The sequence below is a fragment of the Pseudomonas sp. BIGb0278 genome, from assembly GCF_024809895.1.
In the GTDB taxonomy this organism is placed as follows: Bacteria; Pseudomonadota; Gammaproteobacteria; order Pseudomonadales; family Pseudomonadaceae; genus Aquipseudomonas; species Aquipseudomonas shirazensis.
This window is the reverse complement of sequence record NZ_JANUEL010000001.1, coordinates 297,494-321,061: the sequence shown is the minus strand read 5'-3', so window position 1 is coordinate 321,061 and position 23,568 is coordinate 297,494. Positions and strand designations below refer to the sequence as shown.

Annotated in this window: 17 protein-coding genes; 7 read left to right on the top strand and 10 right to left on the bottom strand. The window is 62.5% G+C overall.

The genetic code is table 11. The features are described from left to right. Position 1: 1 nt before the first annotated feature. The 3 genes from mfd to M2396_RS01425 are packed head-to-tail and all read left to right on the top strand — an operon-like array spanning position 2 to position 7,338. The gene (mfd, locus tag M2396_RS01435) at positions 2-3,451 is read left to right on the top strand and encodes a transcription-repair coupling factor (protein ID WP_150572385.1); all 3,450 of its coding nucleotides are present in this window, start codon (positions 2-4) and stop codon (positions 3,449-3,451) included. A 10-nt stretch (positions 3,452-3,461) separates the two neighbouring features. Then, positions 3,462-4,034, top strand: coding sequence for a CsiV family protein (locus M2396_RS01430; RefSeq protein ID WP_103438022.1), 573 nt, complete (start codon positions 3,462-3,464; stop codon positions 4,032-4,034). A 4-nt stretch (positions 4,035-4,038) separates the two neighbouring features. Further along, positions 4,039-7,338 carry a DEAD/DEAH box helicase gene (locus M2396_RS01425; protein ID WP_188036422.1) on the top strand — a complete coding sequence of 1,100 codons (3,300 nt, stop codon included), beginning with the start codon at positions 4,039-4,041 and terminating at the stop codon, positions 7,336-7,338. Between the two features lie 43 nt (positions 7,339-7,381). Here the strand turns inward: M2396_RS01425 and nagZ are convergent, their stop codons facing one another. After that, positions 7,382-8,380 (bottom strand): beta-N-acetylhexosaminidase, encoded by a 999-nt coding sequence (nagZ, locus tag M2396_RS01420; RefSeq protein WP_259074204.1) that lies wholly within the window; start codon positions 8,378-8,380, stop codon positions 7,382-7,384. A gap of 81 nt (positions 8,381-8,461) precedes the next feature. Continuing rightward, positions 8,462-9,175: a TetR/AcrR family transcriptional regulator gene (locus tag M2396_RS01415; protein ID WP_101321193.1), complete on the bottom strand. Its 714-nt coding sequence runs from the start codon at positions 9,173-9,175 to the stop codon at positions 8,462-8,464. A gap of 235 nt (positions 9,176-9,410) precedes the next feature. Here M2396_RS01415 and lexA point away from each other — a divergent pair, with 235 nt between their 5' ends. Together lexA and sulA are read left to right on the top strand one after the other, a co-directional pair. After that, a complete protein-coding gene (gene lexA, locus M2396_RS01410) occupies positions 9,411-10,019 on the top strand; it encodes a transcriptional repressor LexA (RefSeq protein ID WP_101321195.1) in 609 nt (202 codons plus the stop codon). 13 nt (positions 10,020-10,032) lie between these two features. Next, complete coding sequence (sulA, locus tag M2396_RS01405; RefSeq protein ID WP_101321197.1) at positions 10,033-10,512, top strand: SOS-induced cell division inhibitor SulA; 480 nt, start codon at positions 10,033-10,035, stop codon at positions 10,510-10,512. Between the two features lie 51 nt (positions 10,513-10,563). Here sulA and M2396_RS01400 read toward each other — a convergent pair whose 3' ends face one another. The 7 genes from M2396_RS01400 to M2396_RS01370 form a co-directional block, all read right to left on the bottom strand. After that, entirely contained in the window at positions 10,564-10,797 is a 234-nt protein-coding gene (locus tag M2396_RS01400; protein ID WP_101321200.1) for a hypothetical protein, read from the bottom strand. A gap of 50 nt (positions 10,798-10,847) precedes the next feature. Beyond that, positions 10,848-11,369 (bottom strand): DUF6586 family protein, encoded by a 522-nt coding sequence (locus M2396_RS01395; RefSeq protein WP_101321202.1) that lies wholly within the window; start codon positions 11,367-11,369, stop codon positions 10,848-10,850. A 173-nt stretch (positions 11,370-11,542) separates the two neighbouring features. Then, entirely contained in the window at positions 11,543-14,155 is a 2,613-nt protein-coding gene (gene topA, locus M2396_RS01390) for a type I DNA topoisomerase (RefSeq protein WP_150570742.1), read from the bottom strand. Positions 14,156-14,256: 101 nt separating this feature from the next. Next, entirely contained in the window at positions 14,257-14,508 is a 252-nt protein-coding gene (locus M2396_RS01385) for a DUF1653 domain-containing protein (protein WP_101321206.1), read from the bottom strand. Positions 14,509-14,585: 77 nt separating this feature from the next. Beyond that, positions 14,586-15,761 (bottom strand): acetyl-CoA C-acyltransferase FadA, encoded by a 1,176-nt coding sequence (fadA, locus tag M2396_RS01380; RefSeq protein ID WP_101321208.1) that lies wholly within the window; start codon positions 15,759-15,761, stop codon positions 14,586-14,588. 31 nt (positions 15,762-15,792) lie between these two features. Next, positions 15,793-17,940, bottom strand: a complete 2,148-nt coding sequence (gene fadB, locus M2396_RS01375) for a fatty acid oxidation complex subunit alpha FadB (protein ID WP_101321210.1) — start codon at positions 17,938-17,940, stop codon at positions 15,793-15,795. Positions 17,941-18,441: 501 nt separating this feature from the next. Continuing rightward, complete coding sequence (locus M2396_RS01370; RefSeq protein ID WP_259072448.1) at positions 18,442-18,879, bottom strand: hypothetical protein; 438 nt, start codon at positions 18,877-18,879, stop codon at positions 18,442-18,444. A 109-nt stretch (positions 18,880-18,988) separates the two neighbouring features. On the opposite strand from M2396_RS01370, the gene M2396_RS01365 reads away from it, so the two are divergent. After that, positions 18,989-19,429: a universal stress protein gene (locus M2396_RS01365; protein WP_101321214.1), complete on the top strand. Its 441-nt coding sequence runs from the start codon at positions 18,989-18,991 to the stop codon at positions 19,427-19,429. A gap of 49 nt (positions 19,430-19,478) precedes the next feature. Here M2396_RS01365 and M2396_RS01360 read toward each other — a convergent pair whose 3' ends face one another. After that, positions 19,479-21,404: an ATP-binding cassette domain-containing protein gene (locus M2396_RS01360; protein ID WP_101321216.1), complete on the bottom strand. Its 1,926-nt coding sequence runs from the start codon at positions 21,402-21,404 to the stop codon at positions 19,479-19,481. Between the two features lie 216 nt (positions 21,405-21,620). On the opposite strand from M2396_RS01360, the gene M2396_RS01355 reads away from it, so the two are divergent. Next, positions 21,621-23,549, top strand: a complete 1,929-nt coding sequence (locus M2396_RS01355) for a transglycosylase SLT domain-containing protein (RefSeq protein ID WP_259072445.1) — start codon at positions 21,621-21,623, stop codon at positions 23,547-23,549. The last annotated feature ends 19 nt before the right edge of the window (positions 23,550-23,568 follow it).

The window sequence follows — 23,568 nt, the reverse complement described above, 5'->3', positions numbered from 1 at the left end:
CGTGTCAGTTCTGCGCTTACCGCAATTGTCGGCCCAGGCCGGCAAACAAACCTGGGGCAACTTGCCCGGTGCCGCCCTCAGCCTGGCCATCGCCGAGGCCGCCAGTGGCGCCCGGCGCTTTACCCTGCTGCTGACCGCCGACAGCCAGGCCGCCGACCGTCTCGAGCAGGAGCTGCGCTTCTTTGCCCCGGACCTGCCGGTGCTGCCGTTCCCCGACTGGGAAACCCTGCCATACGATCTGTTCTCGCCGCATCAGGACATCATCTCGCAGCGTATCGCCAGCCTGTACCGGCTGCCGGAGCTGGACCACGGCATTCTTGTGGTGCCGATCACCACCGCCCTGCACCGCCTGGCGCCAACGCGCTTTCTGCTCGGCAGCAGCCTGGTCCTCGACGTCGGCCAGACCATCGATGTCGAGCAGATGCGCAGCCGCCTCGAAGCCAGCGGCTATCGCTGCGTCGACACGGTCTACGAGCATGGCGAATTTGCCGTGCGCGGCGCGCTGATCGACCTGTTCCCGATGGGCAGCAAGCTGCCGTTTCGGATCGACCTGTTCGACAACGAAATCGAGACCTTGCGCACCTTCGATCCAGAGACCCAGCGCTCGATCGACAAGGTCGAATCGGTACGCCTGCTGCCGGCACGCGAATTTCCGATGCAGAAGGAAGAAGTCACCCGCTTCAAGGCACGTTTCCGCGAGCGCTTCGACGTGGATTTTCGCCGCAGCGCGATCTTCCAGGACCTTGCCAGCGGGATCATCCCGGCCGGCATCGAGTACTACCTGCCGCTGTTCTTTGAAGAAACCGCGACACTGTTCGACTACCTTCCGGCTGACACCCAGGTGTTCTCGATGCCCGGCGTCGAGCAGGCTGCCGAGCATTTCTGGAACGACGTGCGCGGGCGCTATGAAGACCGCCGCGGCGACCTGACCCGACCACTGCTGCCGCCGGCTGAACTATTCATGCCAGTGGAAGACTGCTTTGCCCGCCTCAAGCAGTGGCCGCGCGTGGTGGTCAGCAGTGACGACCTCGAACCCGGCGCTGGCCGGCAAAGCTTCCCGGCGCGCGAGCTGCCCAACCTGGCCATCGAAGCCAAGGCCAATCAACCCCTGGCGGCATTGTCGGCATTTCTTGAGCAGTTCCCGGGCCGGGTGCTGTTCACTGCAGAATCTGCCGGCCGCCGCGAAGTGCTGCTGGAGCTGCTCGAACGGCTCAAGCTGCGCCCGCAGACCGTTGACGGCTGGACCGATTTCATTACCGGCAAAGAGCGCCTGGCGATCACCATCGCACCGCTCGACTACGGCCTGTTGCTGGACGACCCGGCACTGGCGTTGATCGCCGAAAGCCCGTTGTTCGGCCAGCGCGTGATGCAGCGCCGACGCCGCGAAAAGCGCGGCGAGGCGGCCAACGATGCGGTGATCAAAAACCTCACCGAGCTGCGCGAAGGCGCACCGGTGGTGCATATCGATCACGGGGTCGGCCGCTATCTGGGCCTGGCCACACTGGAAATCGACGGCCAGGCCGCCGAATTCCTCACCCTTGAGTACGCCGAGAACGCCAAGCTGTACGTGCCGGTCGCCAACCTGCACCTGATCGCCCGCTACACCGGCAGCGATGACGCCCTGGCGCCGCTGCACCGGCTCGGCTCGGAAACCTGGCAGAAGGCCAAGCGCAAGGCTGCCGAGCAGGTCCGCGACGTGGCTGCCGAACTGCTCGACATCTATGCCCGTCGCGCCGCACGCAAGGGCTATGCCTTTGCCGATCCTGCAGCCGATTACGCCACCTTCAGCGCCGGCTTCCCGTTCGAGGAAACACCCGATCAGCAGAACGCCATCGACGCGGTGCGCGAGGACATGCTCGCTGCCAAGCCGATGGACCGCCTGGTCTGCGGCGACGTCGGCTTTGGCAAGACCGAAGTGGCCATGCGCGCGGCATTCATCGCCGTGCACAGCGGCCGCCAGGTGGCCGTGCTGGTACCGACCACCCTGCTCGCCCAGCAGCACTACAACAGCTTCCGCGACCGCTTTGCCGACTGGCCGGTAACCGTCGAGGTGATGAGCCGCTTCAAGTCGGCCAAGGACATCGCCACTGCTGCTGCCGATCTGGCCGAGGGCAAGATCGACATCCTGATCGGCACGCACAAGCTGCTGCAGGATGACGTGCGCTTCAAAGACCTCGGTCTGGTAGTGATCGACGAAGAGCACCGCTTTGGCGTGCGGCAAAAAGAGCAGCTCAAGGCCCTGCGCAGCGAAGTCGACATCCTCACCCTGACCGCCACGCCGATCCCGCGCACCCTGAACATGGCCGTGGCCGGCATGCGCGACCTGTCGATCATCGCCACCCCGCCGGCGCGCCGGTTGTCGGTGCGCACCTTCGTCATGGAGCAGAACAACAGCACGGTGAAGGAAGCTCTACTGCGCGAACTGCTGCGTGGCGGCCAGGTGTATTACCTGCACAACGACGTCAAGACCATCGAGAAGTGCGCCGCCGACCTCGCCGAACTGGTACCTGAAGCGCGCATCGGCATCGGCCACGGGCAGATGCGCGAACGCGAGCTGGAACAGGTCATGAGCGACTTTTACCACAAGCGCTTCAACGTGCTGATCGCCTCGACCATCATCGAAACCGGTATCGACGTGCCCAGCGCCAACACCATCGTCATCGAGCGCGCCGACAAATTCGGCCTGGCCCAGCTGCACCAGCTGCGCGGCCGGGTTGGCCGTAGCCACCACCAGGCCTATGCCTACCTGCTCACCCCTGCCCGGCAGAAGGTCAGCAGCGACGCCGAAAAACGCCTGGAGGCGATTGCCAACACTCAGGACCTCGGTGCCGGCTTCGTGCTGGCCACCAACGACCTGGAAATCCGCGGCGCCGGCGAGTTGCTTGGCGATGGCCAGAGCGGTCAGATCCAGGCAGTCGGTTTCACCCTGTACATGGAAATGCTCGAACGCGCAGTCAAGGCGATCCGCAAGGGCAATCAGCCAAACCTGGAACAACCGCTTGGCGGCGGCCCGGAAATCAACCTGCGCCTGCCGGCGTTGATCCCGGAAGACTACCTGCCCGATGTGCATGCGCGGCTGATCCTGTACAAGCGCATCGCTTCAGCGGCCGACGAAGAAGGCCTCAAGGACCTGCAGGTCGAGATGATCGACCGTTTCGGCCTGTTGCCGGAGCCGACCAAGAACCTGATCCGCATCACCCTGCTCAAGCTGCAGGCCGAAAAACTCGGCATCAAGAAAGTCGACGGCGGCCCCAACGGCGGCAAGATCGAATTCGAAGCCGAGACCCCGGTCGACCCGCTGACCCTGATCAAGCTGATCCAGGGCCAGCCCAAACGCTACAAGTTCGAAGGCGCTACCCAGTTCCGCTTCCTGGTGCCGATGGAACGCCCGGAAGAACGCTTCAATACCGTGGAGGCGCTGTTCGAGCGCCTCACCCCACAGCCTGCTTGAAGGAAGTTACATGCGTGCCATTCGTTGCCTGACCTTGCTGTTGACGCTGTGTGCGCCGACGGCGTTTGCTGATGGCTTGTATCAGGTGGAAATGCTGCTGGTGCGGCAAAACGATGTGCCGGCGGTGACCAGCCAGTTCGCCCCGGAAGACTGGCGCGCCGGCGCGCCGCGCTTGAGCAAGGAAGCCGAACGGCCACCGGTGCTGACCGACGAAGCGACCCGCCTCGAGGCCACGCCGAGCTACACCGTGCTGCTGCACAAGGCCTGGCAGCAACAGCTCGGCAGCGAGCCCAGCAGCATTGCTCTGGGCGCTGGCGAGGAGCAGTTCGGTCACTTCCCGATCGAGGGCAACCTGAGCCTGGCCGACGGCCGCTTCATCGCCGTGCAGGCGAGCTTCTGGGTCAACCAGCTCGATGGCAACGGTAACGTGCTGCGCAGCGAGCACTTCCAGCAGAGCAATCGCAACATGAAAAGCGGCCAGCTGACCTTCCTCGACGGTGGCCACCTGGCACTTCTGCTCAAGGTCGCACCTGTCGGCGCGCGCAAACTGCCGGAGATGACTCCGGAGATGATGGAGCAGTGACACCGTGACTTCCGACGCAGTCGCCTTGGTGCGCAGCAACATCAGCTGGAAACGCGCCTTCTCCGCTGCGGTTTTGCAACGCGGCCAGCGCTACGCCGAAGAAGACCGGGTACAGATCCTCGACCATGACGACACGCGGATTGAAGCCACCTGTCGCGGTAGCGGCAGCGGCATCTATACCCAGCGCATTTTCATCACTGCGGCAGCTGGCCAGTGCCATGTGCGCGGCCACTGTTCGTGCCCGGTCAGAGAGAACTGCAAGCACTGTGCTGCGGTGCTGTTCGCCCTGCTCGACAGCAGCGCGCCGGCTGAAAGCGACGCCCTGCCCCATCATTTACAGCACTGGCTGCAAGGAATGCAGCAACCGGCCACCGTCAGCCTCGGCGCAGATGACAAACGCGGGCGGATGGTCTGCTATCAGCTGGTACTCCATGAAGACCGCAGCTGCAGCCTGCGCGTGCGCAAAGGCACCGACGATGAGCGTGGCCTGCGCTTCAGCCGGGTACAGTCGCTGTATGACTTTTTGTATGACACGCCGCGCTTCGTCACAGCTGAAGACCTGCGCATCCTGCGCCAGTTGAATGGACAGAACATCCCTTACGGCCAGGACCGCGGCTACGCACTCAAAGGCCAGGAAGGCGGCGAATTGCTGCAGCGCGCACTGGACACCGGCCGCGTCCTGTACAGCGACGACCGACCACTGCTGCGCCAGGGCCCGGAGCGCGAGGCCGAGTTCCGCTGGGTGCGCCAGAGCGACGCCACCTATTGCGGCAGCTGGTTCAGCGGCGAGGAGAAGCTGTTCGTGCTGGCACTGGCGCCGCTGTTCTGGCTGGATGTACGCGCCGGTGAAATTGGCCGTGTCAGCCACTCACTCGACCCGCATATTGCCCTGCAACTATCACTGGCACCACCGGTACCCGAGCATCTGGTAGTGCCGCTAAGTCACAAGCTTAACGCCCTCAACCATCAAGTGCCGACCCCGACCCAGGTCAAGCAGCAGTTGCTCGAAGATATCCAGCCGACCCCGCGCCTGACCCTGGGCAGCCTCGAGTTCAGCGCTTACACGCCCAAGACCGGGCGCATGCAGCGGCAGATGCAACACCGCGCCGCGCTGGCGTTCGACTACGACGGCGTGCTGGCAATCGGCAACGACGACAAGCCCCTGACCCGCCTGGTTGGCGCCACCAGCCAGCGCATCCGCCGTCAGCCACAGGCCGAGCAAGCCATGCGCAAGACCCTGCGCGAGCTGGGCTTCAAGCTGGCCACCCGGCAAAGCAAAGCATTGCCCGACAGTGCCGGCGACATGCATCAGCTTGCCGACGACGAAGCGTGGCTGACATTTGCCCGCGACGGCTTGCCGCGCCTGCGTGAGGCCGGCTGGCACATCGATGTGCACCGCGACTTTGCCTTCAACTTGCAGGAGGTCGAAGACTGGTACGCCAGCGTCGACGAAGCGCCTGGCCACGAATGGTTCGACCTTGAGCTGGGCATCGTTGTCGATGGCCAGCGTCACAGCCTGCTGCCGATCGTGCTGCAACTGCTGCGCAGCAATCCGGAAATGCTGCGCCCCAGCGAACTGGCCCGGCGCAGTGACGATGAGCACTTGCTGCTGGACCTCAACCGCGGCCGCCTCGACAGCCCGCCGCTGCGCGTTGCCCTGCCCTATGGCCGGATCAAGGCCGTGATGGCGACCCTCGGCGAGCTGTACCTGCATGAACATGCAGGCGGCCCGGCGCTGCGCCTAGACCGCGCCGATGCCGCGCGCCTGAGCGACATGGAACACATGCCGCTGCTGTGGGAAGGCGGCGAGCACGTGCGCGGCCTCGGCCGGCGCCTGCGCGATGCACGGGATATCCAGGTCGAGCCGCCGCTCGCGCTCAACGCCACCCTGCGCCCGTACCAGCAACAGGGCTTGAACTGGCTGCAGGCGTTGCGCGAGATCGGCACGGGCGGGATTCTGGGCGACGACATGGGCCTGGGCAAGACTCTGCAGACCCTCGCCCATCTGCTGCTGGAGAAACAACATGGACGCCTGCTGCAGCCAGCCTTGGCGGTGATGCCGACCAGCTTGATCCCCAACTGGATCGACGAAGCTCAGCGCTTTGCCCCCGACCTGCGCGTGCTGGCCCTGCATGGGCCGGCGCGCAGCAAGCACTTCGCCAGCCTTGACCAATACGACCTAGTCCTGACCACCTACGCGCTGGTGCCGCGCGATATAGAGCAGCTGCGCGGGCAGCACTGGCACACGCTGGTGCTGGATGAAGCGCAGAACATCAAGACCAGCACCAGCAAGGCCGCCGTCGCCGTCGGCGAGCTGCAGGCAGGCCAGCGCCTGTGCCTGACCGGTACGCCGATGGAAAACAACCTCGGCGAGCTCTGGTCGCTGTTTCACTTCCTCATGCCCGGCTGGCTGGGCGACAGCAAACGCTTCAATCAGGAATATCGCACCCCCATCGAGCGCCACGGCGATCAGGACCGCCTGGCCCACCTGGCTGGGCGCATTCGCCCGTTCCTGCTGCGTCGTACCAAAGAGCAGGTGGCCAAGGAGCTGCCAGCCAAGACCGAGATGGTGCACTGGGTCGAGCTCAGCGACGCCCAGCGCGACACCTACGAGGCGGTGCGAGTGGCGATGGACAAGAAGGTCCGCGACGAACTTGCCCGTAACGGCGCAGCACGCAGCCAGATCGTGATTCTCGATGCCCTGCTGAAGCTGCGCCAGGTGTGCTGCGACCTGCGCCTGGTCAAGAGTGTCGAGAGCAAGGGTAATCAAGCCGACAAGGGCAAGCTGGGCAGCCTGCTGCAGATGCTCGAAGAGTTACTCAGCGAAGGCCGCCGGGTCCTGTTGTTTTCCCAGTTCACCTCAATGCTGGCGCTGATCGAGCAGGAGCTGATCAAGCGTGACATCCGCTACAGCCTGCTGACCGGCGACACTCGCGATCGGCGCGCACCGGTGCAGCAGTTCCAGCAGGGTGACAGCGAAGTGTTTCTGATCAGCCTCAAGGCCGGCGGCACCGGGCTCAACCTGACCGCCGCGGATACGGTGATCCACTATGACCCATGGTGGAACCCGGCAAGCGAAAACCAGGCGACCGACCGTGCCTACCGGATTGGCCAGGACAAACCAGTGTTCGTCTACAAGCTGATCACTCGCGGTACCGTCGAAGAGAAGATTCAGTTGCTGCAGCAAGAGAAGGCAGCACTCGCCGCCGGCCTGCTCGATGGCGGCCATAGCGGCCAGTGGCGTCTGGGTGATGAAGAGATTGAAGCGCTGTTCGCGCCGCTGCCGGGCAAGCGCAGCCGTTAGGTGAGCCGGGCTGACCTGTCACCTAGGTCAGCTCGGCATTTGTTCAGTCGATCAACTGTGCTTCTTTCAAAGCGCCAAGCGCCTCCAGCCAGCGTGGCTGCTGGCGATACTCGGTGCTGGCAAAACCTTGCCCGCGCATGCCGGCAACCCGTGGCGAAGGCTTGACCTTGAGCCGCTGCGCTGCACTCAAAGCCAGCTCTGCCGCGGCCCGGTCATTACACACCAAGCCCATGTCACAGCCGGCGCTCAAGGCCGCTTCGATCCGGTTGGCGGCATCGCCGACCACATGCGCACCGGCCATCGACAGGTCGTCACTGAAGATAACCCCGGTAAAGCCCAGCTCGCCACGCAGAATGTCCTGCAACCAGCGGCGCGAGAAGCCAGCAGGCTGATTGTCGATCTGCGGGTAGATCACATGCGCGGGCATGACCGCAGCCAACTGACCGCGCAGGCGGGTGAACGGCACCAGGTCAGCCTGGCGCAACTGCTCGAGGCTGCGCTCGTCGGTGGGAATGGCCACGTGCGAGTCGGCCTCGGCCCAACCATGCCCCGGGAAGTGTTTGCCGCAGGCAGCCATGCCGGCTGAGCTCATGCCGCGGATGAACGCGCCGGCCAGTTGCGTGGCCCGCTCCGGATCGCCTTCGAAGGCGCGGCTGCCAACCACTGCGCTGCGCTGATGATCAAGGTCGAGCACCGGCGCAAAGCTCAGGTCCAGACCGACCGCCAGCACCTCAGTGGCCATCAACCAGCCACATTGCTCGGCCAGGTACTCGGCATTGCGGTTGTCGGCTATAGCGCGCATGGCCGGCAGGCGCACAAAGCCCTGACGCAAGCGCTGCACGCGCCCGCCCTCCTGATCGACAGCCAGAATCAGGTCAGGCCGGATCGCCCGAATCGACGCACACAACTCACGCACCTGGCGCGGGCTGTCGATATTGCGGGCGAAGACGATCAGGCCAGCTACTTCAGGCTGGCGCAGCAACTGCCGGTCCTCGGCAGTCAGCCAGGTACCGGCGATGTCGATCATCAGGGAGCCTTGCAGGCTGGCAGTCATGAAAAGTCCTTCAGGGAATGTCGTGCAGTGAATTATCTGCGAAGCCTGTGCCCACGCGCCAGTGCCGGCTCAGGCTTTGGCCGGCGTGCCAGCAGGGCTGGTCTTGCTGCGCGGGCGCAGTTGCGCGGCAGCCATGGCCTGGTCGGTGACGCCGCTGTCGGCACGCATACCGGCTGCGAGGAACGGCACCATCAGGCGCATGACCTGCTCGATCGAGGTGTTGATACCAAAGTCGGTTTCGGCGATAGCGCGCAAGGCCTTGATCCCGGACATGCTGAACGCCGCCGCGCCAAGCATGAAGTGCACCCGCCAGAACAACTCGATCGGCGGGATACGCGGCGCGGCATCATTGACCAGCAGCATGTAGCGGCGGAACACCTTGCCGTACATGTCTTCAAGGTAGCGGCGCAGGTGGCCCTGGCTCTGGCTGAACGCCAGGCCGAGCAGGCGCATGAAGATCGACAGGTCATTATTGCTGCGCGGCTGCACCACCAGCGCTTGCTCAACGAGCATCTCCAGCAGCTCTTCAAGGCTCGGCTTGAGTTCCGGCCGGCCCTGGCGGCGCTCGAGTTCACGCTCAAGGCTTGCGCAAAACGGCCCGAGGAAGCGCGAGAAGACCGCCTGGATCAGCGCCTTTTTCGAGCCGAAGTGGTAATTCACCGCTGCGAGGTTGACGCCAGCCTTGCTGGTGATCAGGCGCAACGAGGTTTCCGCGAACCCCCTTTCCGCGAATAGCTGCTCGGCAGCATCGAGAATGCGTTCAACGGTTTCCGATTGGGCCATGACTACTCGCTACTCCGGGGTGGGGGCCTGACAAACAGTTGTTTGAAACATACGTTTCAGGCTTCTATCTGTCAAGGTTGGCTGACTCACCGGTCGCCATTAAAACACAGCCTCGCGTACAGAGCTGCAGGCCACGCCGTGCGTCAGCCCGAGCATCTTCTGCGGCAAGATGCTTGCAGCCAGCCTTCTACTGTATATAATCCCAGTCACTGTATAAAAAGACAGAGCGATCGCCATGTTGAAACTGACGCCACGCCAAGCCGAAATCCTGGCTTTCATCAAACGCTGCCTCGACGACAACGGCTATCCGCCGACCCGCGCGGAGATCGCCCAGGAGCTGGGCTTCAAGTCGCCCAACGCCGCTGAAGAACACCTCAAGGCCTTGGCGCGCAAAGGCGCCATCGAGATGACTCCGGGCGCGTCCCGCGGCATCCGCATCCCTGGCCACGAAGCCAAGGCCGAAGAGAGCGGTTTGCCGATCATTGGCCGCGTCGCTGCCGGTGCGCCGATCCTGGCTGAACAGCATATCGAGCAGTCGTGCAACATCAACCCGACCTTCTTTCACCCGCCCGCTGACTACTTGCTGCGCGTACACGGCATGAGCATGAAGGACGTCGGTATCTTCGACGGCGACCTGCTGGCCGTGCATACCTGCCGCGAAGCACGCAATGGCCAGATCGTGGTCGCACGCATTGGCGACGAAGTCACGGTCAAGCGCTTCAAGCGTGAAGGCAACAAGGTCTGGTTGATGGCCGAGAACCCCGAATTTGCCCCGATCGAAGTCGACCTCAAGCAACAGGACTTGGTGATCGAGGGCTTGAGCGTCGGCGTCATTCGTCGCTGATCCAGGAGGCGTCATGCAGCAAGCAATCCACGTACCGCAGTCAATCCAGTTGCCATTATTCGAAGCGTTTCTGGCCGAACCGGTGCTGCCTGGCCTCAAGGCCAGCGCCCAGGCACGGCAAAAAAACAGCGACCCCGAGCGGTTCAGCGAACTGGCCCTGCGCGGTGCGCCGGGACATTGCCAAAGCCTGCTGGCGCCGGTACTGCGCGACCTGAGCGAAGAAGTGGATGCCCGCTGGCTGACGCTGATCGCCCCGCCGACCAGCCTGACCCAGGCCTGGCTGCGCGATGCCGGGCTCAACCGCGAGCGCATTCTGCTGCTGCACCCCAGCAGCAACAAAAGCGCCTTGCAGCTCACCTGCGAAGCCCTGCGCATGGGCCACAGCCATACCGTAGTCAGCTGGCTGGGTAGCCTCAATGTCACCCTGCGTCAGCAGCTGATCCGCGCCGCCACGGTCGGAAACGCACAAAGCCTGAACATCCGCCTCGGCTGATGTTCAGGCTTCGCCTGCTCTCATCGTGATCGTGTAGGGGTCTGGCACTACTCAGTGCAGAACGCGCGGCCCTTCGTCACGCTCCAACTCGCCTTCCACCAGCTTGCCAGCCATTTGCACGCCGACGCTGAGCATGGCCTTGGCCACTTCGACGTGTTGACCCTGCAAAAACACCTTGGCGTCCTCGGAGAAATCCAGGGTTACCAATGAGCCTTCATCTTCGGCGCGACGCAGCTCGATCCGGCCATCAGGCAACTCTACAATTTCAAGAAAGGACGTCGACATAAAAGGCTGTTCTCCACGAAAGGCGAGCATTGTACCAGCCAAGTGCCTGCTCAGCACTCACTCAACGCATCACGAAAGCGCCTGGCCAGGTCTTTCAAATTGCTCCGCCACTGCTCGAGCTCTGCCCGCGAAAGCGCAGGCTGCTCGGGCTCGTCGAGGTTGATGGCTTGAATCAACGGCTGGGTGACGTCAGTTTTGGCGGTTTTTTTCGCGACAGGTGGTCGGAATAAATCTGCATAAGCGGTCAACATCTGCGCCAGCCAGGTTTGCCGATTGTCTGCCAGTTCGATCAGCTCGGCCAACTCCGGGATGGCCATGCCGGCCAGCACTTCGGCGTCCAGTAGCTGTTCAGCGCGAGCAGCGCCCGCTTGCGGCAGGCGGTAGAAGCCGGCGATTTCGTGACATAACCCAAGCAGCGCACCGTACAGATGAAACTGCGCCGCTTCGCGCTCAGCCTGCACCAGCCCCTGGGCGTTCATGGCCTGGCTTTGCTCAGCCTTAGCCATGGACTCCAGCGCGAGGCCGGCGAAGAACAGTTTCTGGTTGGTGCGGGTATAGAGTTCCTGGGCCATGGCGGTTGGCCTCCTGAGGGCAGCGTGGCGATCAGCAAGTTTCAGCTATCGCCGGGCACTCTCGCAAGCACAAAAGCCGCAAGCGCAAAAGCAGCGCGGGGCAAGCCTGCTGCTGCGCCTCACCCTGAGGACACAACAGCGGGCTTGCCCCGCGCAGGTGCTGCGGCGCCGGATCAGCGCTTGTCTTCGACCTTCCAGGCCTTGCCGTCGTAGAACGCCTTCCAACCGGTCGGCTTGCCGTCAACTTCGGACTGCACGTACTGCTCCTTGGTCTTGCGGCTGTAGCGGATCACGGTCGGGCGACCGTCTGGATCCTTGGCAGGCGCTTCACAGAGGAAGTGGTACTTGGGATCGATCTCATCCTTGTGCGGGATGATTTCTTTCACCAATGGCGCGCGAGTTTCGCGGTTTTTCGGGAACTGGCTGGCCGCCAGGAACAAGCCCGAGGCACCGTCACGCAGCACGTAGGTGTCATCGACCTTCTCGCACTTGAGCTCAGGCATTTCCACCTTGTCCATCTTCGGTGGCGCTGCTTCGCCGTTCTTGAGCAGCTTGCGAGTGTTTTTGCAGGCCGGGTTGGTGCAACCGAAGAACTTGCCGAAACGGCCGGTCTTGAGCTGCATTTCGCTGCCGCACTTGTCGCACTCAAGGCTCGGACCTTCGTAGCCCTTGATCCGGTAGCTGCCCTGCTCGATTTCGTAGCCAACGCAATCCGGGTTGTTACCGCAGATGTGCAGCTTGTGCTTCTCGTCCAGCAGGTAGGCATCCATCGCCGTGGCGCAGATCGGGCAACGGTGCTTGCCGAGCAGCACGCGCGATTCGGACTCACCCTCGTCGTCCGCGGCGATTTCGTCGCCGGGGACCAGGTTGACGGTCGCCTTGCAGCGCTCTTTCGGCGGCAGGGTGTAACCCGAGCAACCGAGGAACACGCCGGTAGAGGCGGTACGAATCATCATTGGCCGGCCACATTCCTTACAGGCGATGTTGGTCATGGTCGGCTGGTTGGCGCGCATGCCGTTCTCGGGAGACTCAGCGGTTTGCAGCTTTTTGCTGAAATCGCCGTAGAACTCGTCGAGTACGTTTTTCCAGTCACGTTCGCCCTGGGCGACGTCGTCGAGGTTCTCTTCCATGCCGGCGGTGAAGCCGTAGTCCATCAGGTCGGAGAAGCTCTCGGACAACCGCTCGGTAACGATGTCGCCCATCTTCTCGGAGTAGAAGCGGCGGTTGTGCAGGGTGACGTAGCCGCGGTCCTGGATGGTGGAAATGATCGCTGCATAGGTCGACGGGCGACCGATACCGCGTTTTTCCATTTCCTTGACCAGGCTGGCCTCGGTGAAGCGCGCCGGCGGCTTGGTGAAGTGCTGGCTTGGATCAAGTTTGATCAACTTGAGCACTTCGCCCTGGCCCATGTCAGGCAACACGTCATCTTCGCCTGGCTTGCTCTGCTGCGGCAGGACGCGGGTGTAACCGTCGAACTTGAGGATGCGGCCCTTGGCGCGCAGCTCGAAGTCACCGGCCTTGACCGTGACGCTGGTCGACAGGTACTGCGCGGGTGGCATCTGGCAGGCCAGGAACTGGCGCCAGATCAGCTCGTACAGGCGCTCGGCATCGCGTTCCATGCCAGTCAGCTTGCTTGGATGGGTCGCCACATCGGACGGACGAATCGCTTCGTGCGCCTCCTGTGCGCCGGCCTTGCTGCCGTAGACGATCGGCGCTTCCGGCAGGTACTGCTTGCCGAACTCGCGCTCGATGTAGCTGCGGGCCATTTCCACGGCATCGGCCGAGAGGTTGGTCGAGTCGGTACGCATGTAGGTGATGTAGCCGGCTTCGTACAGACGCTGGGCCATCATCATGGTCTTCTTCACGCCGTAGCCGAGGCGATTGCTCGCCGCTTGCTGCAGGGTCGAAGTGATGAACGGCGCCGACGGCTTGCTGCTGGTCGGCCGGTCTTCACGCTTGGCGACGGTGTAGCTCGACGACTTGAGCTGATCCAGGGCAGCCATGGCCTGGGCTTCGTTGAGCGGCTTGAAGGCTTCACCCTTCTCGCGCGCTACTTCAAAGCGGACCTTGGCGTCCTTGGCGGTGCCGAGGTCGGCGTGTACTTCCCAGTACTCTTCCGGGTTGAACGCACGAATCTCGCGCTCACGCTCGACCACCAGCTTGACCGCTACCGACTGCACACGGCCGGCAGACAGGCCACGGGCAATCTTCGACCACAGCAGTGGTGAGACCATATAGCCCACCACACGGTCGAGGAAGCGCCGCGCCTGCTGGGCGTTGACCCGGTTGATGTCCAGCTCACCTGGCTGCGAGAACGCCTCCTGGATGGCCTTTTTGGTGATCTCGTTGAACACCACGCGCTTGTAGCGGGTGTCATCACCACCAATGGCTTCACGCAGGTGCCAGGCGATTGCCTCCCCTTCGCGGTCCAAGTCGGTCGCGAGATAGATGGTGTCGGCATCTTTGGCCAGGCGGCGCAGCTCTTCGATGACCTTTTCCTTGCCGGGCAAGATCTCGTACTTGGCTTTCCAGCCAGCGTCCGGATCGACACCCATGCGCGAGACCAACTGGCGGCGAGCCTTTTCTTTCGGCGTCAGTACCGGTGCCTCAGCCGCAGCTGCCTTGCCACGTTTGGCCGCCGGCTCCTTACTGGCGCTGGCCGAACCGCTGGTGGGAAGGTCACGGATGTGGCCGATACTCGACTTCACCACGTACTGGTTGCCCAGGTACTTGTTGATGGTCTTGGCCTTGGCCGGGGATTCCACAATGACCAGCGATTTGCCCATGGATCGGTGTATTCCTGAATCTGAAAATTAAAAATCGCGTCAGGTGCCGCACGCGGCACCGCTATATATAGTGGCTACAGGGTCAGGTCAAGCGCGCTCGACTAACCGCTGGCCTGTTCGGACGGGCCAAAACGCCCCTCCTCGGCCGTGACCAGAGCAAAGCGCGGGACCTGCTCGCCGTCAACTTCGACCGATTCGACAAACATTGCCAAGGGTCGCACCCACAGCCCGTAATCACCATACAGGCATTGGTAGAACACCATCCACTCTTCGCTTTCAGAATGGCGGGCTGCGCCGAACACACGATACTCAGGCCCTTTGTAATGCCGGTACACGCCTGGCTGTATGTGCATGTTGCTGACCCTCGTGATAAATCCTGTAAAAAACAAAAACCGGGGCACATGGCCCCGGCTGCTGTCTTGCGCCGCGATCAGACGCGTTCGAAGACAGTGGTGATGCCTTGGCCCAGGCCGACACACATGGTGGCGACGCCGAGGGTACCGCCATTCTGCTTCATGACGTTGAGCAAGGTGCCGGAAATTCGCGCACCGGAGCAACCAAACGGATGACCCAGGGCAATGGCGCCGCCGTGCAGGTTAACCTTCTCATTCATCTTGTCGAGCACTTTCAAATCTTTCAGCACCGGCAGGGCCTGTGCAGCGAAGGCTTCATTGAGCTCGATGAAGTCGATATCGGCCATGCTCAGGCCGGCACGCTTGAGCGCTTTCTGCGTCGAAGGCACCGGGCCGTAACCCATGATAGCCGGGTCGACACCGGCCACCGCCATCGAGCGAAGCACCGCCAGCGGCTGGATGCCCAGGTCCATGGCGCGCTGACCGGACATGACGATCATGCACGAAGCGCCATCGGTAATCTGCGACGAGGTACCGGCAGTGACGGTACCACCTTTGGGGTTGAACGCAGGCTTGAGCGAGGCCAGGCCTTCGAGGGTGGTTTCCGGACGAATGGTTTCATCGAAGTCAAAGACCTTGAGGAAGCCATTCTCGTCATAGCCCTGCATCGGGATGATCTCGTCCTTGAACTTGCCCTCGACCGTGGCCTTGTGCGCCAACTGATGCGAACGCACAGCGAAAGCATCCTGTTGTTCGCGGCTGATGCCGTGCATCTTGCCGAGCATCTCTGCAGTCAGACCCATCATCCCGGAGGCCTTGGCAGCGTGCAAGGACATGTGCGGGTTGGGATCGACACCGTGCATCATGCTGACGTGACCCATGTGTTCGACACCGCCGATGACGAATACGTCACCGTTGCCGGTCATGATCGCCTGGGCAGCTGTGTGCAGTGCGCTCATCGACGAGCCGCACAGGCGGCTGACGGTCTGCGCCGCCGAGGTGTGCGGAATCTGGGTCATCAGCGAGGCCATGCGGGCGATGTTCCAGCCCTGCTCAAGGGTCTGGTTGACGCAGCCCCAGATCACGTCCTCGACTTCTTTCGGGTCGACCTTGTCGTTGCGCTCGAGCAACTTGCTGATCAGGTGCGCCGACATGTCTTCGGCGCGGGTGTTGCGGTGCATGCCACCCTTGGAACGACCCATCGGGGTCCGACCGAAGTCGACAATCACCACGTCTCTTGGATTCAGGCTCATATCAATACTCTCGCTCTAACTCGTTGGGCGCTCAGTTGAAGAAACGCTGGCCGGTCTTGGCCATTTCGCGCAGCTTCGCGGTGGGGTGGTACAGCGGCCCCAGGTCGGCGTACTGGTCAGCCAGGGCGACGAACTCGGCAACCCCGATCGAGTCGATGTAGCGCAATGCACCACCGCGGAAGGGAGGGAAGCCGATACCGTAGACCAGGCCCATGTCGGCCTCGGCTGCGGTTTCGACAATGCCGTCTTCCAGGCAGCGGACGGTTTCCAGGCACAGCGGGATCATCATCCAGTTGATGATGTCCTCGTCGCTGACTTCACGCTGCTCGAAGACAATCGGCTTGAGCACTTCGAGCACGCTCTCGTCGGCAACCTTTTTCGGCTTGCCGCGTTTGTCGGTCTCGTAGGCATAGAAGCCCTTGCCGTTCTTCTGGCCCAGGCGTTTGGCTTCGTACAAGGCATCGATGGCGGTGCGGCGATCGTCCTTCATGCGGTCCGGGAAGCCTTCAGCCATGACGTCGCGACCGTGATGGCCGGTGTCGATGCCGACCACGTCCATCAGGTACGCAGGACCCATCGGCCAGCCGAATTTCTCCATGACCTTGTCGATGCGCACGAAGTCGACACCGGCGCTGACCAGGCGAGCAAAGCCGCCGAAATACGGGAACAGTACGCGGTTGACCAAGAAGCCTGGGCAGTCATTGACCACGATCGGGTTCTTGCCCATTTTCTTGGCATAGGCAACGGTGGTGGCCACGGCCACTTCGCTGGACTTCTCGCCACGGATCACTTCCACCAGCGGCATCATGTGCACCGGGTTGAAGAAGTGCATGCCGACGAAGTTCTCCGGACGCTTGAGGGCCTTGGCCAACAAGTTGATGGAGATGGTCGAGGTGTTGGAGGCGAGAATCGCGTCCTCTTTGACCTGACCTTCGACTTCGGCCAGAACGGCTTGCTTGACCTTGGGGTTCTCGACTACAGCTTCGACCACGATGTCGACATTGGCGAAGTCGCCGTAGGACAAGGTCGGGCGAATCGCATTGAGCGCCTCGGCCATTTTCGCCGGGGTCAGGCGACCCTTCTCGACACGATTGCCGAGCAGCTTGGAGGCTTCGTTCAGGCCCAGCTGGATGGCATCCTCGCGGATATCCTTCATCAGGATCGGGGTGCCTTTGACCGCCGACTGATAGGCGATACCACCGCCCATGATGCCAGCGCCGAGTACGGCAGCCTGCTTCACGTCATTGGCGATCTGGTCGTGCGCCTTGGCCTTGCGCTTGAGCTCCTGGTCATTCAGGAACAAGCCGATCAGGCTGGCAGCGACGGGCGTCTTGGCCAGTTTGGCAAAGCCGGCAGCTTCCACTTCCAGCGCTTTGTCACGACCGAAGTTGGCGGCTTTCTGGATGGTCTTGATCGCTTCGACCGGCGCCGGGTAGTTCGGCCCGGCCTGGCCGGCAACAAAACCTTTGGCGGTTTCGAAGGCCATCATCTGCTCGATGGCGTTGAGCTTGAGTTTTTCCAACTTGGGCTGGCGCTTGGCCTTGTAGTCCAGTTCACCGCTGATGGCCCGCTTGATCAGGTCCAGCGCTGCAGCCTGCAGCAGCTCTGGGGTGACCACGGCATCAACGACGCCAACCTTGAGGGCGTCTTCGGCGCGGTTTTCCTTGCCCGAGGCAATCCACTCGATGGCATTGTCCGAGCCGATCAGGCGCGGCAGGCGCACGGTACCGCCAAAGCCTGGGTAGATGCCCAGTTTGACCTCCGGCAGGCCGATCTTGGCGGTGCTGGACATCACCCGGTAATCAGCTGCCAGGCACATTTCCAGGCCGCCACCCAGTGCGATGCCGTTGATCGCGGCAACAGTAGGTACGCCGAGGTCTTCGAAATCATTGAAGATGCGGTTGGCTTCCAGGTTGCCAGCGACCAGCTCGGCCTCGGGCAGCTTGAAGTTGTCGACAAACTCGGTGATGTCGGCGCCGACGATGAACACATCCTTGCCACTGCTGACGATGACGCCCTTGACCGAGGCGTCGCTCTTGATGGCGGCCACGGCCTGACGCAGATCGTCCAGGGTCAGGCGGTTGAACTTGTTGACGGACTCACCCTTGAGGTCGAACTTCAGTTCGACGATGCCGCTTTCAAGAGCCTTAACCGTGATGGCTTTACCTTCGTAAATCATCAACTGATCTCCACGATATGGAAGCTAAACTGTACACGCCGGACGCTGGCTAAACCCTGTCACAACAGCGGCTTGGTCAGGCACACCCGTCAGCGCGATAGTCGGGATTGGCATGAACGGCGCAACATACAAACGCTCAATTCATACGCCCGTTTGATTTGGGTACGCACACATTCTCCGAAAAGGTCGGCGTTGTCAAATCCTCCCTGAGGAGGTGAAAACGCGACTTTCCGGTCATTTTGTCGCGACTAGGTATCAACCTTGATGACAGTGATCGCCAGCCATTCATGCCAGCGATAAACCCTTGGCGGGCAGCAGAAGCTGCGCCAGGCACCCGGCAAAAACTGCGCAGCAGGCTATAGTCACTCTCGCAAGCAAAGTATCCCGGCCTGCCTGGCCTTTCTGCGGCAGCAGAACGCATCGCGGGGCACCCCTGCCGATCCGCCACCTGAGCATGGGTGGCGGATCGGCAGGGGTGCCCCGCGATGTCGTTACGAAGGGTTAAGCGAGGTCTTCGAGGGTTTGCGCAATGTTCTGCAACACAGATTCATCACCGCGCTCGCCCCAGTACAGGGCAACCATTTGCGTGGTGGCTTCAATCATGTAGACATTGCCCGGCAACACCGCCAAGGCCTTGGCCAGGCGCGGATCTTCGCAGGCCTCACGCCACTTGTTCCACCACACCCCAGGGCTGACCTGCCAATACGCCCAGCAGTCATCCCGGCCCTTGCGCCGCGGCCGATGGTACTGCGGGCACGGGCTCGGCGGCTGCTGTTCGAGCCAGTGCGGCCACTGCTGCGGCGCCAGCTGCATGGCCAGGCCAATGCGCCTGCCGGCCAGGCGCAGGCTCATCTGCTCGCTCTGTTTGCGTGATGGACGCAGCCAGGCAAGTGGGCTGAGAATCAGCGCAAGGATTGACACCACCAGCCATACCGTCATATCTGTAGATCCCATAAAGCGTTGCAAATGAGCTGGTTAGCCAGGTTTCACGGTAAACCGCCACAAAGCGACCATACTTCTACTATCGCGATTGTCAGGAGCACCTCCAATGTCCTACGAACATCTTCTGGTCGCTGTCGACCTCACCGAAGAATGCGATCCGGTGATCAAGCGCGCCAAGGCAATCGCTTCGGCGAGCGGCGCCAAGGTATCGCTGGTGCATATCGTCGAACCGATGGCCATGGCCTTTGGCGGCGACGTACCGATGGACCTGTCGCAGCTGCAGCAACAGCAGTTCGACCAGGCCAAGGAACGCATGGATCGCCTGTTCAACAAGTACCCGGATATCAACCGGGGTGACTCGCACCTGGTCTACGGCCAGCCGCGCCAGGAAATCCACCAGTTGGCCAAGGATCAGAAGTGCGACCTGATCGTGGTCGGCAGCCACGGTCGCCACGGCCTGGCGCTGCTGCTAGGCTCCACCGCCAACGATGTGCTGCACGGCGCGCCGTGTGATGTGCTGGCAGTACGCCTGCTGAAGAAAGACTGAAAAATGCACTGACGCCATCGCGGGCAACCCCGCGATGGCTGATGGCCGCTTAGCCTTCCAGCTCTGCCCAGCGCTCGACCAGAACATCCAGCTCGCCCTGTAGCTTCTCGAGCTTGGCCAGCACCTCGGACGTCTCGCCGATCGGGCGCTGGTAGAAGTTCGCCGAAGCCACTTCTTCCTGAAGCTTGGCCATGGCTTTCTCGATCACGTCGATCTGCCCTGGCAACGCCTCCAGCTCACGCTGCAGCTTGTAGCTGAGCTTCTTCTTGCTCGCCTCTACCGGTGCAGCAGCAACTGGCGCGGCCACATCGGCAGCCTTTTCGACCACGGCGCTGTTGAGTTCGGACTTGCCACCCTTGCTTTCGGTGACGCCCAGCAGCTTCGGCGAGCCGCCCTGACGGATCCAGTCTTCGTAGCCGCCGACGTATTCCTGAACCTTGCCGCCGCCTTCGAACACCAGGGTGCTGGTCACCACGTTGTCGAGGAAGGCCCGGTCGTGGCTGACCATCAGCACGGTGCCCTTGTAGTTGCACAGGACTTCTTCGAGCAGCTCGAGGGTTTCCACATCGAGGTCGTTGGTCGGTTCGTCCAACACCAGCAGGTTGGCTGGCTTGCTGAACAGCTTGGCCAGCAGCAGACGCGCACGCTCACCTCCGGACAAGGCTTTGACCGGCGTCCGGGCACGCTGCGGGCTGAACAGGAAGTCGCCCAGGTAGGACAGCACGTGACGGTTCTGGCCGTCGATTTCGATGAAGTCGCGCCCCTCGGCGAGGTTCTCGATGACAGTCTTTTCCAGATCGAGTTGGTGGCGCATCTGGTCAAAATAGGCCACTTCCAGCTTGGTGCCGCTCTCGACCTTGCCCGACGTCGGCTGCAAGTCACCCAGCATCAGTTTGAGCAGGGTGGTCTTGCCGGTACCGTTGGCGCCGAGCAGGCCAATCCGATCCTGACGCTGCAGGACCATGGAGAAGTCCTTGACCAGCATCGGCCCGTTCGGGTGCGAGAAGCTGACGTTCTCCAGCAGCATCACTTGCTTCCCGGATTTTTCCGCGGTGTCGATCTGGATGTTGGCCTTGCCCTGACGCTCACGGCGCTCACCACGCTCGACGCGCAGCTCCTTGAGCGCACGCACGCGGCCTTCGTTACGGGTGCGGCGGGCCTTGATGCCTTGGCGAATCCACACTTCTTCCTGGGCCAGGCGCTTGTCGAACAGCGCGTTGGCGGTCTCTTCGGCCGCCAGCGCGGCTTCCTTGTGCACCAGGAAGCTGGCGTAGTCGCCGTTCCAGTCGATCAGCCCACCGCGGTCCAGTTCAAGGATGCGGTTGGCCAGGTTTTGCAGGAAGGAACGGTCGTGGGTGATGAACAGCACCGCGCCGCCAAAGCCGCTCAAGGCTTCTTCCAGCCAGGCAATCGCACCGATGTCCAGGTGGTTGGTTGGCTCATCGAGCAGCAGCAGGTCAGGTTCGGAAACCAGCGCCTGGGCCAACAGCACACGGCGACGCCAGCCACCGGAGAGCTCGGCCAGGGTCTTGTCGGCAGGTAGCTGCAAGCGGCTCAGGGTGCTGTCGACCACTTGCTGCAAACGCCAGCCATCGCGCGCTTCGAGCTCGTGCTGGACGTGCATGAGCTTGTCCAGATCTTCGTCGTTATGGATGTTCTGGCTAAGGTGGTGATACTGCGCGAGCAGCTCGCCTACGCCGTCCAGGCCAGCCGCGACCACGTCGAACACGGTCCGCTCGTCGGCCACCGGCAGTTCCTGCGGCAGCTCGCCGATTTTCAGCGCGGGTGCGCGCCAGACCGAGCCGTCATCAGGCTTTTGCTCGCCCTTGATCAGGCGCAGCATGCTCGACTTGCCGGTACCGTTGCGGCCGATGATGCACACCCGCTCACCTCGGGCGATCTGCCAGGAAACCTTGTCCAGCAGCGGCATCGCGCCGAATGCAAGGGACACATCGCTTAATTTGAGCAGGGTCATGATCATCTCCAAAAACTGGGCGCGTATTCTACCTGACTTGACCCTCGCCAGCACTAAGTCAGCGTGTGTATCAAGGCTTTGCGATATCCGGTCGCCGATAACACCCCGATACAACCGCAGTGCTTTCGCCGGTAGCCGGCAACCGGCTAAGCTAACGCCATACAACAGTGCTGGCACCGCCGTCACTTTCCCATGGTTCAACTGCCCGGACGTATCATGCGCAGCCGCCTGTTACAGATTGCTTCATGCCTGCTGCTGACTGCCGCCACCACGAGTGCGGCACAGGCCATCGACCTTAGCCAGCAGCGTCAGTACTACGACGAAGCCAAACGCGCCCTGGCCAAGGGCGACAAAGGTCCCTACCTGCGCTACTCGCAGGCCCTCAGTGACTATCCACTGACCCCGTATCTGGCGTACGACGAACTCACTGCTCGCCTGAAGAGCGCCAGCAACGAAGAGATCGAGGGTTTTCTGGCCCAACACGGCGACCTGCCACAAGCCAACTGGATGAAACTGCGCTGGTTGCGCTGGTTGTCCGAGCGCGGCGAGTGGGCCACCTTCGCCAAGTACTACGACCCCAAGCTCAACTTCACCGAGCTGGACTGCATCAACGGGCAGTACCAGCTCAGCACCGGCAAACGCGCCGAAGGCTTTGCCAGCGCTGCCAAGCTGTGGAACGTGGGCAAGTCGCAACCTGCTGCGTGTGACACGCTGTTTGCGATGTGGGCGGCCGAAGGTCAGCTCACCGAAGCCAGACGCTGGGAGCGAGCCAAACTGGCCGCACAGGCGCGCAACTACCCATTGGCGAACAGTCTGGTCAAGACCCTGACCACCCTCGCCCCCCAGGGCCAATTGCTGATCGATGTGGCGCAGAAGCCCGAGCTGCTCAATCAGCCGTCGCGTTTCACCCCGGTCAACGAGGCAATGTCCGACGTGGTCAGCCTAGGCCTGCGCCGGCTGGCACGCCAGGACCCCGAGCGGGCCATGGCGCTGCTCGATGACTATGCCCAGCGCATGCATTTCTCGCGCGACGAAAAGGTTGCCATCGCCCGCGAGATCGGCCTGACCCTGGCTCGCCGCTACGACCCGCGCGCGATCGACCTGATGACCCGTTACGATCCGGAGCTGCGGGACAACACCGTCAGCGAATGGCGCCTGCGCCTGCTGCTGCGCCTGGGCCGCTGGGAAGATGCCTACGAGCTGACCAAGCGCCTGCCGCAGGAGTTGGCCGCCAGCAGCCGCTGGCGCTATTGGCAGGCGCGCAGCCTGGAACTGGCACAGCCGAACAACGCGCAGATCCCGTTGCTGTACAAAGCGGTCGCGCGTGAGCGTGACTTCTATGGCTTCCTGGCCGCAGATCGGGTGCAGACGCCCTACCAGCTGAACAACAAACCGCTGGTGCTCAGCCCGCAGCTGGTCAACAAGGTGCGCAACACCCCGGGCGTGCGCCGCGCACTGGAATTCCATGCCCGCGGCCAGATCGTCGAGGGCCGCCGCGAGTGGTACCACGTCAGCCGCCACTTCAACCGCGACGAAATGGTCGCCCAGGCCCGCCTGGCCTACGACCTGCGCTGGTACTTCCCGGCGATTCGCACCATCAGCCAGGCGCAGTACTGGGACGACCTGGATATTCGCTTCCCGATGGCGCACCGCGACACCCTGGTGCGCGAAGCCAAGGTCCGCGGCCTGCACTCGAGCTGGGTGTTTGCCATCACCCGCCAGGAAAGCGCCTTCATGGAAGACGCTCGCTCGCCGGTGGGCGCCAGCGGCCTGATGCAACTGATGCCAGCCACCGCCAAGGAGACTGCACGCAAGTTCAGCATCCCGTTGGCGTCACCGGCTCAGGTACTCAACCCGGACAAGAACATCCAGCTCGGCGCCGCCTATCTGAGCCAGGTACATGGTCAATTCAACGGCAATCGGGTGCTGGCATCGGCCGCCTACAATGCCGGGCCAGGGCGCGTGAGGCAGTGGCTCAAAGGCGCCAAGCACTTGAGCTTCGATGTCTGGGTCGAGTCGATCCCGTTCGATGAAACCCGCCAGTACGTGCAGAACGTGCTGTCGTACTCGGTGATCTACGGGCAAAAGCTCAATTCACCGCAGCCGCTGGTGGACTGGCACGAGCGTTACTTCGACGACATGTAATCGAGCCACCCTAAGCTCA

Excerpts from the sequence above, each read along its gene's own strand:
- M2396_RS01430 (WP_103438022.1), top strand. The coding sequence starts at position 3,462 with ATGCGTGCCATTCGTTGCCTGACCTTGCTGTTGACGCTGTGTGCGCCG.
- M2396_RS01415 (WP_101321193.1), bottom strand. The coding sequence starts at position 9,175 with ATGGCCCAATCGGAAACCGTTGAACGCATTCTCGATGCTGCCGAGCAG.
- lexA (WP_101321195.1), top strand. The coding sequence starts at position 9,411 with ATGTTGAAACTGACGCCACGCCAAGCCGAAATCCTGGCTTTCATCAAA.
- sulA (WP_101321197.1), top strand. The coding sequence starts at position 10,033 with ATGCAGCAAGCAATCCACGTACCGCAGTCAATCCAGTTGCCATTATTC.
- M2396_RS01400 (WP_101321200.1), bottom strand. The coding sequence starts at position 10,797 with ATGTCGACGTCCTTTCTTGAAATTGTAGAGTTGCCTGATGGCCGGATC.
- M2396_RS01395 (WP_101321202.1), bottom strand. The coding sequence starts at position 11,369 with ATGGCCCAGGAACTCTATACCCGCACCAACCAGAAACTGTTCTTCGCC.
- topA (WP_150570742.1), bottom strand. The coding sequence starts at position 14,155 with ATGGGCAAATCGCTGGTCATTGTGGAATCCCCGGCCAAGGCCAAGACC.
- M2396_RS01385 (WP_101321206.1), bottom strand. The coding sequence starts at position 14,508 with ATGCACATACAGCCAGGCGTGTACCGGCATTACAAAGGGCCTGAGTAT.
- fadA (WP_101321208.1), bottom strand. The coding sequence starts at position 15,761 with ATGAGCCTGAATCCAAGAGACGTGGTGATTGTCGACTTCGGTCGGACC.
- fadB (WP_101321210.1), bottom strand. The coding sequence starts at position 17,940 with ATGATTTACGAAGGTAAAGCCATCACGGTTAAGGCTCTTGAAAGCGGC.
- M2396_RS01370 (WP_259072448.1), bottom strand. The coding sequence starts at position 18,879 with ATGACGGTATGGCTGGTGGTGTCAATCCTTGCGCTGATTCTCAGCCCA.
- M2396_RS01365 (WP_101321214.1), top strand. The coding sequence starts at position 18,989 with ATGTCCTACGAACATCTTCTGGTCGCTGTCGACCTCACCGAAGAATGC.
- M2396_RS01360 (WP_101321216.1), bottom strand. The coding sequence starts at position 21,404 with ATGACCCTGCTCAAATTAAGCGATGTGTCCCTTGCATTCGGCGCGATG.
- M2396_RS01355 (WP_259072445.1), top strand. The coding sequence starts at position 21,621 with ATGCGCAGCCGCCTGTTACAGATTGCTTCATGCCTGCTGCTGACTGCC.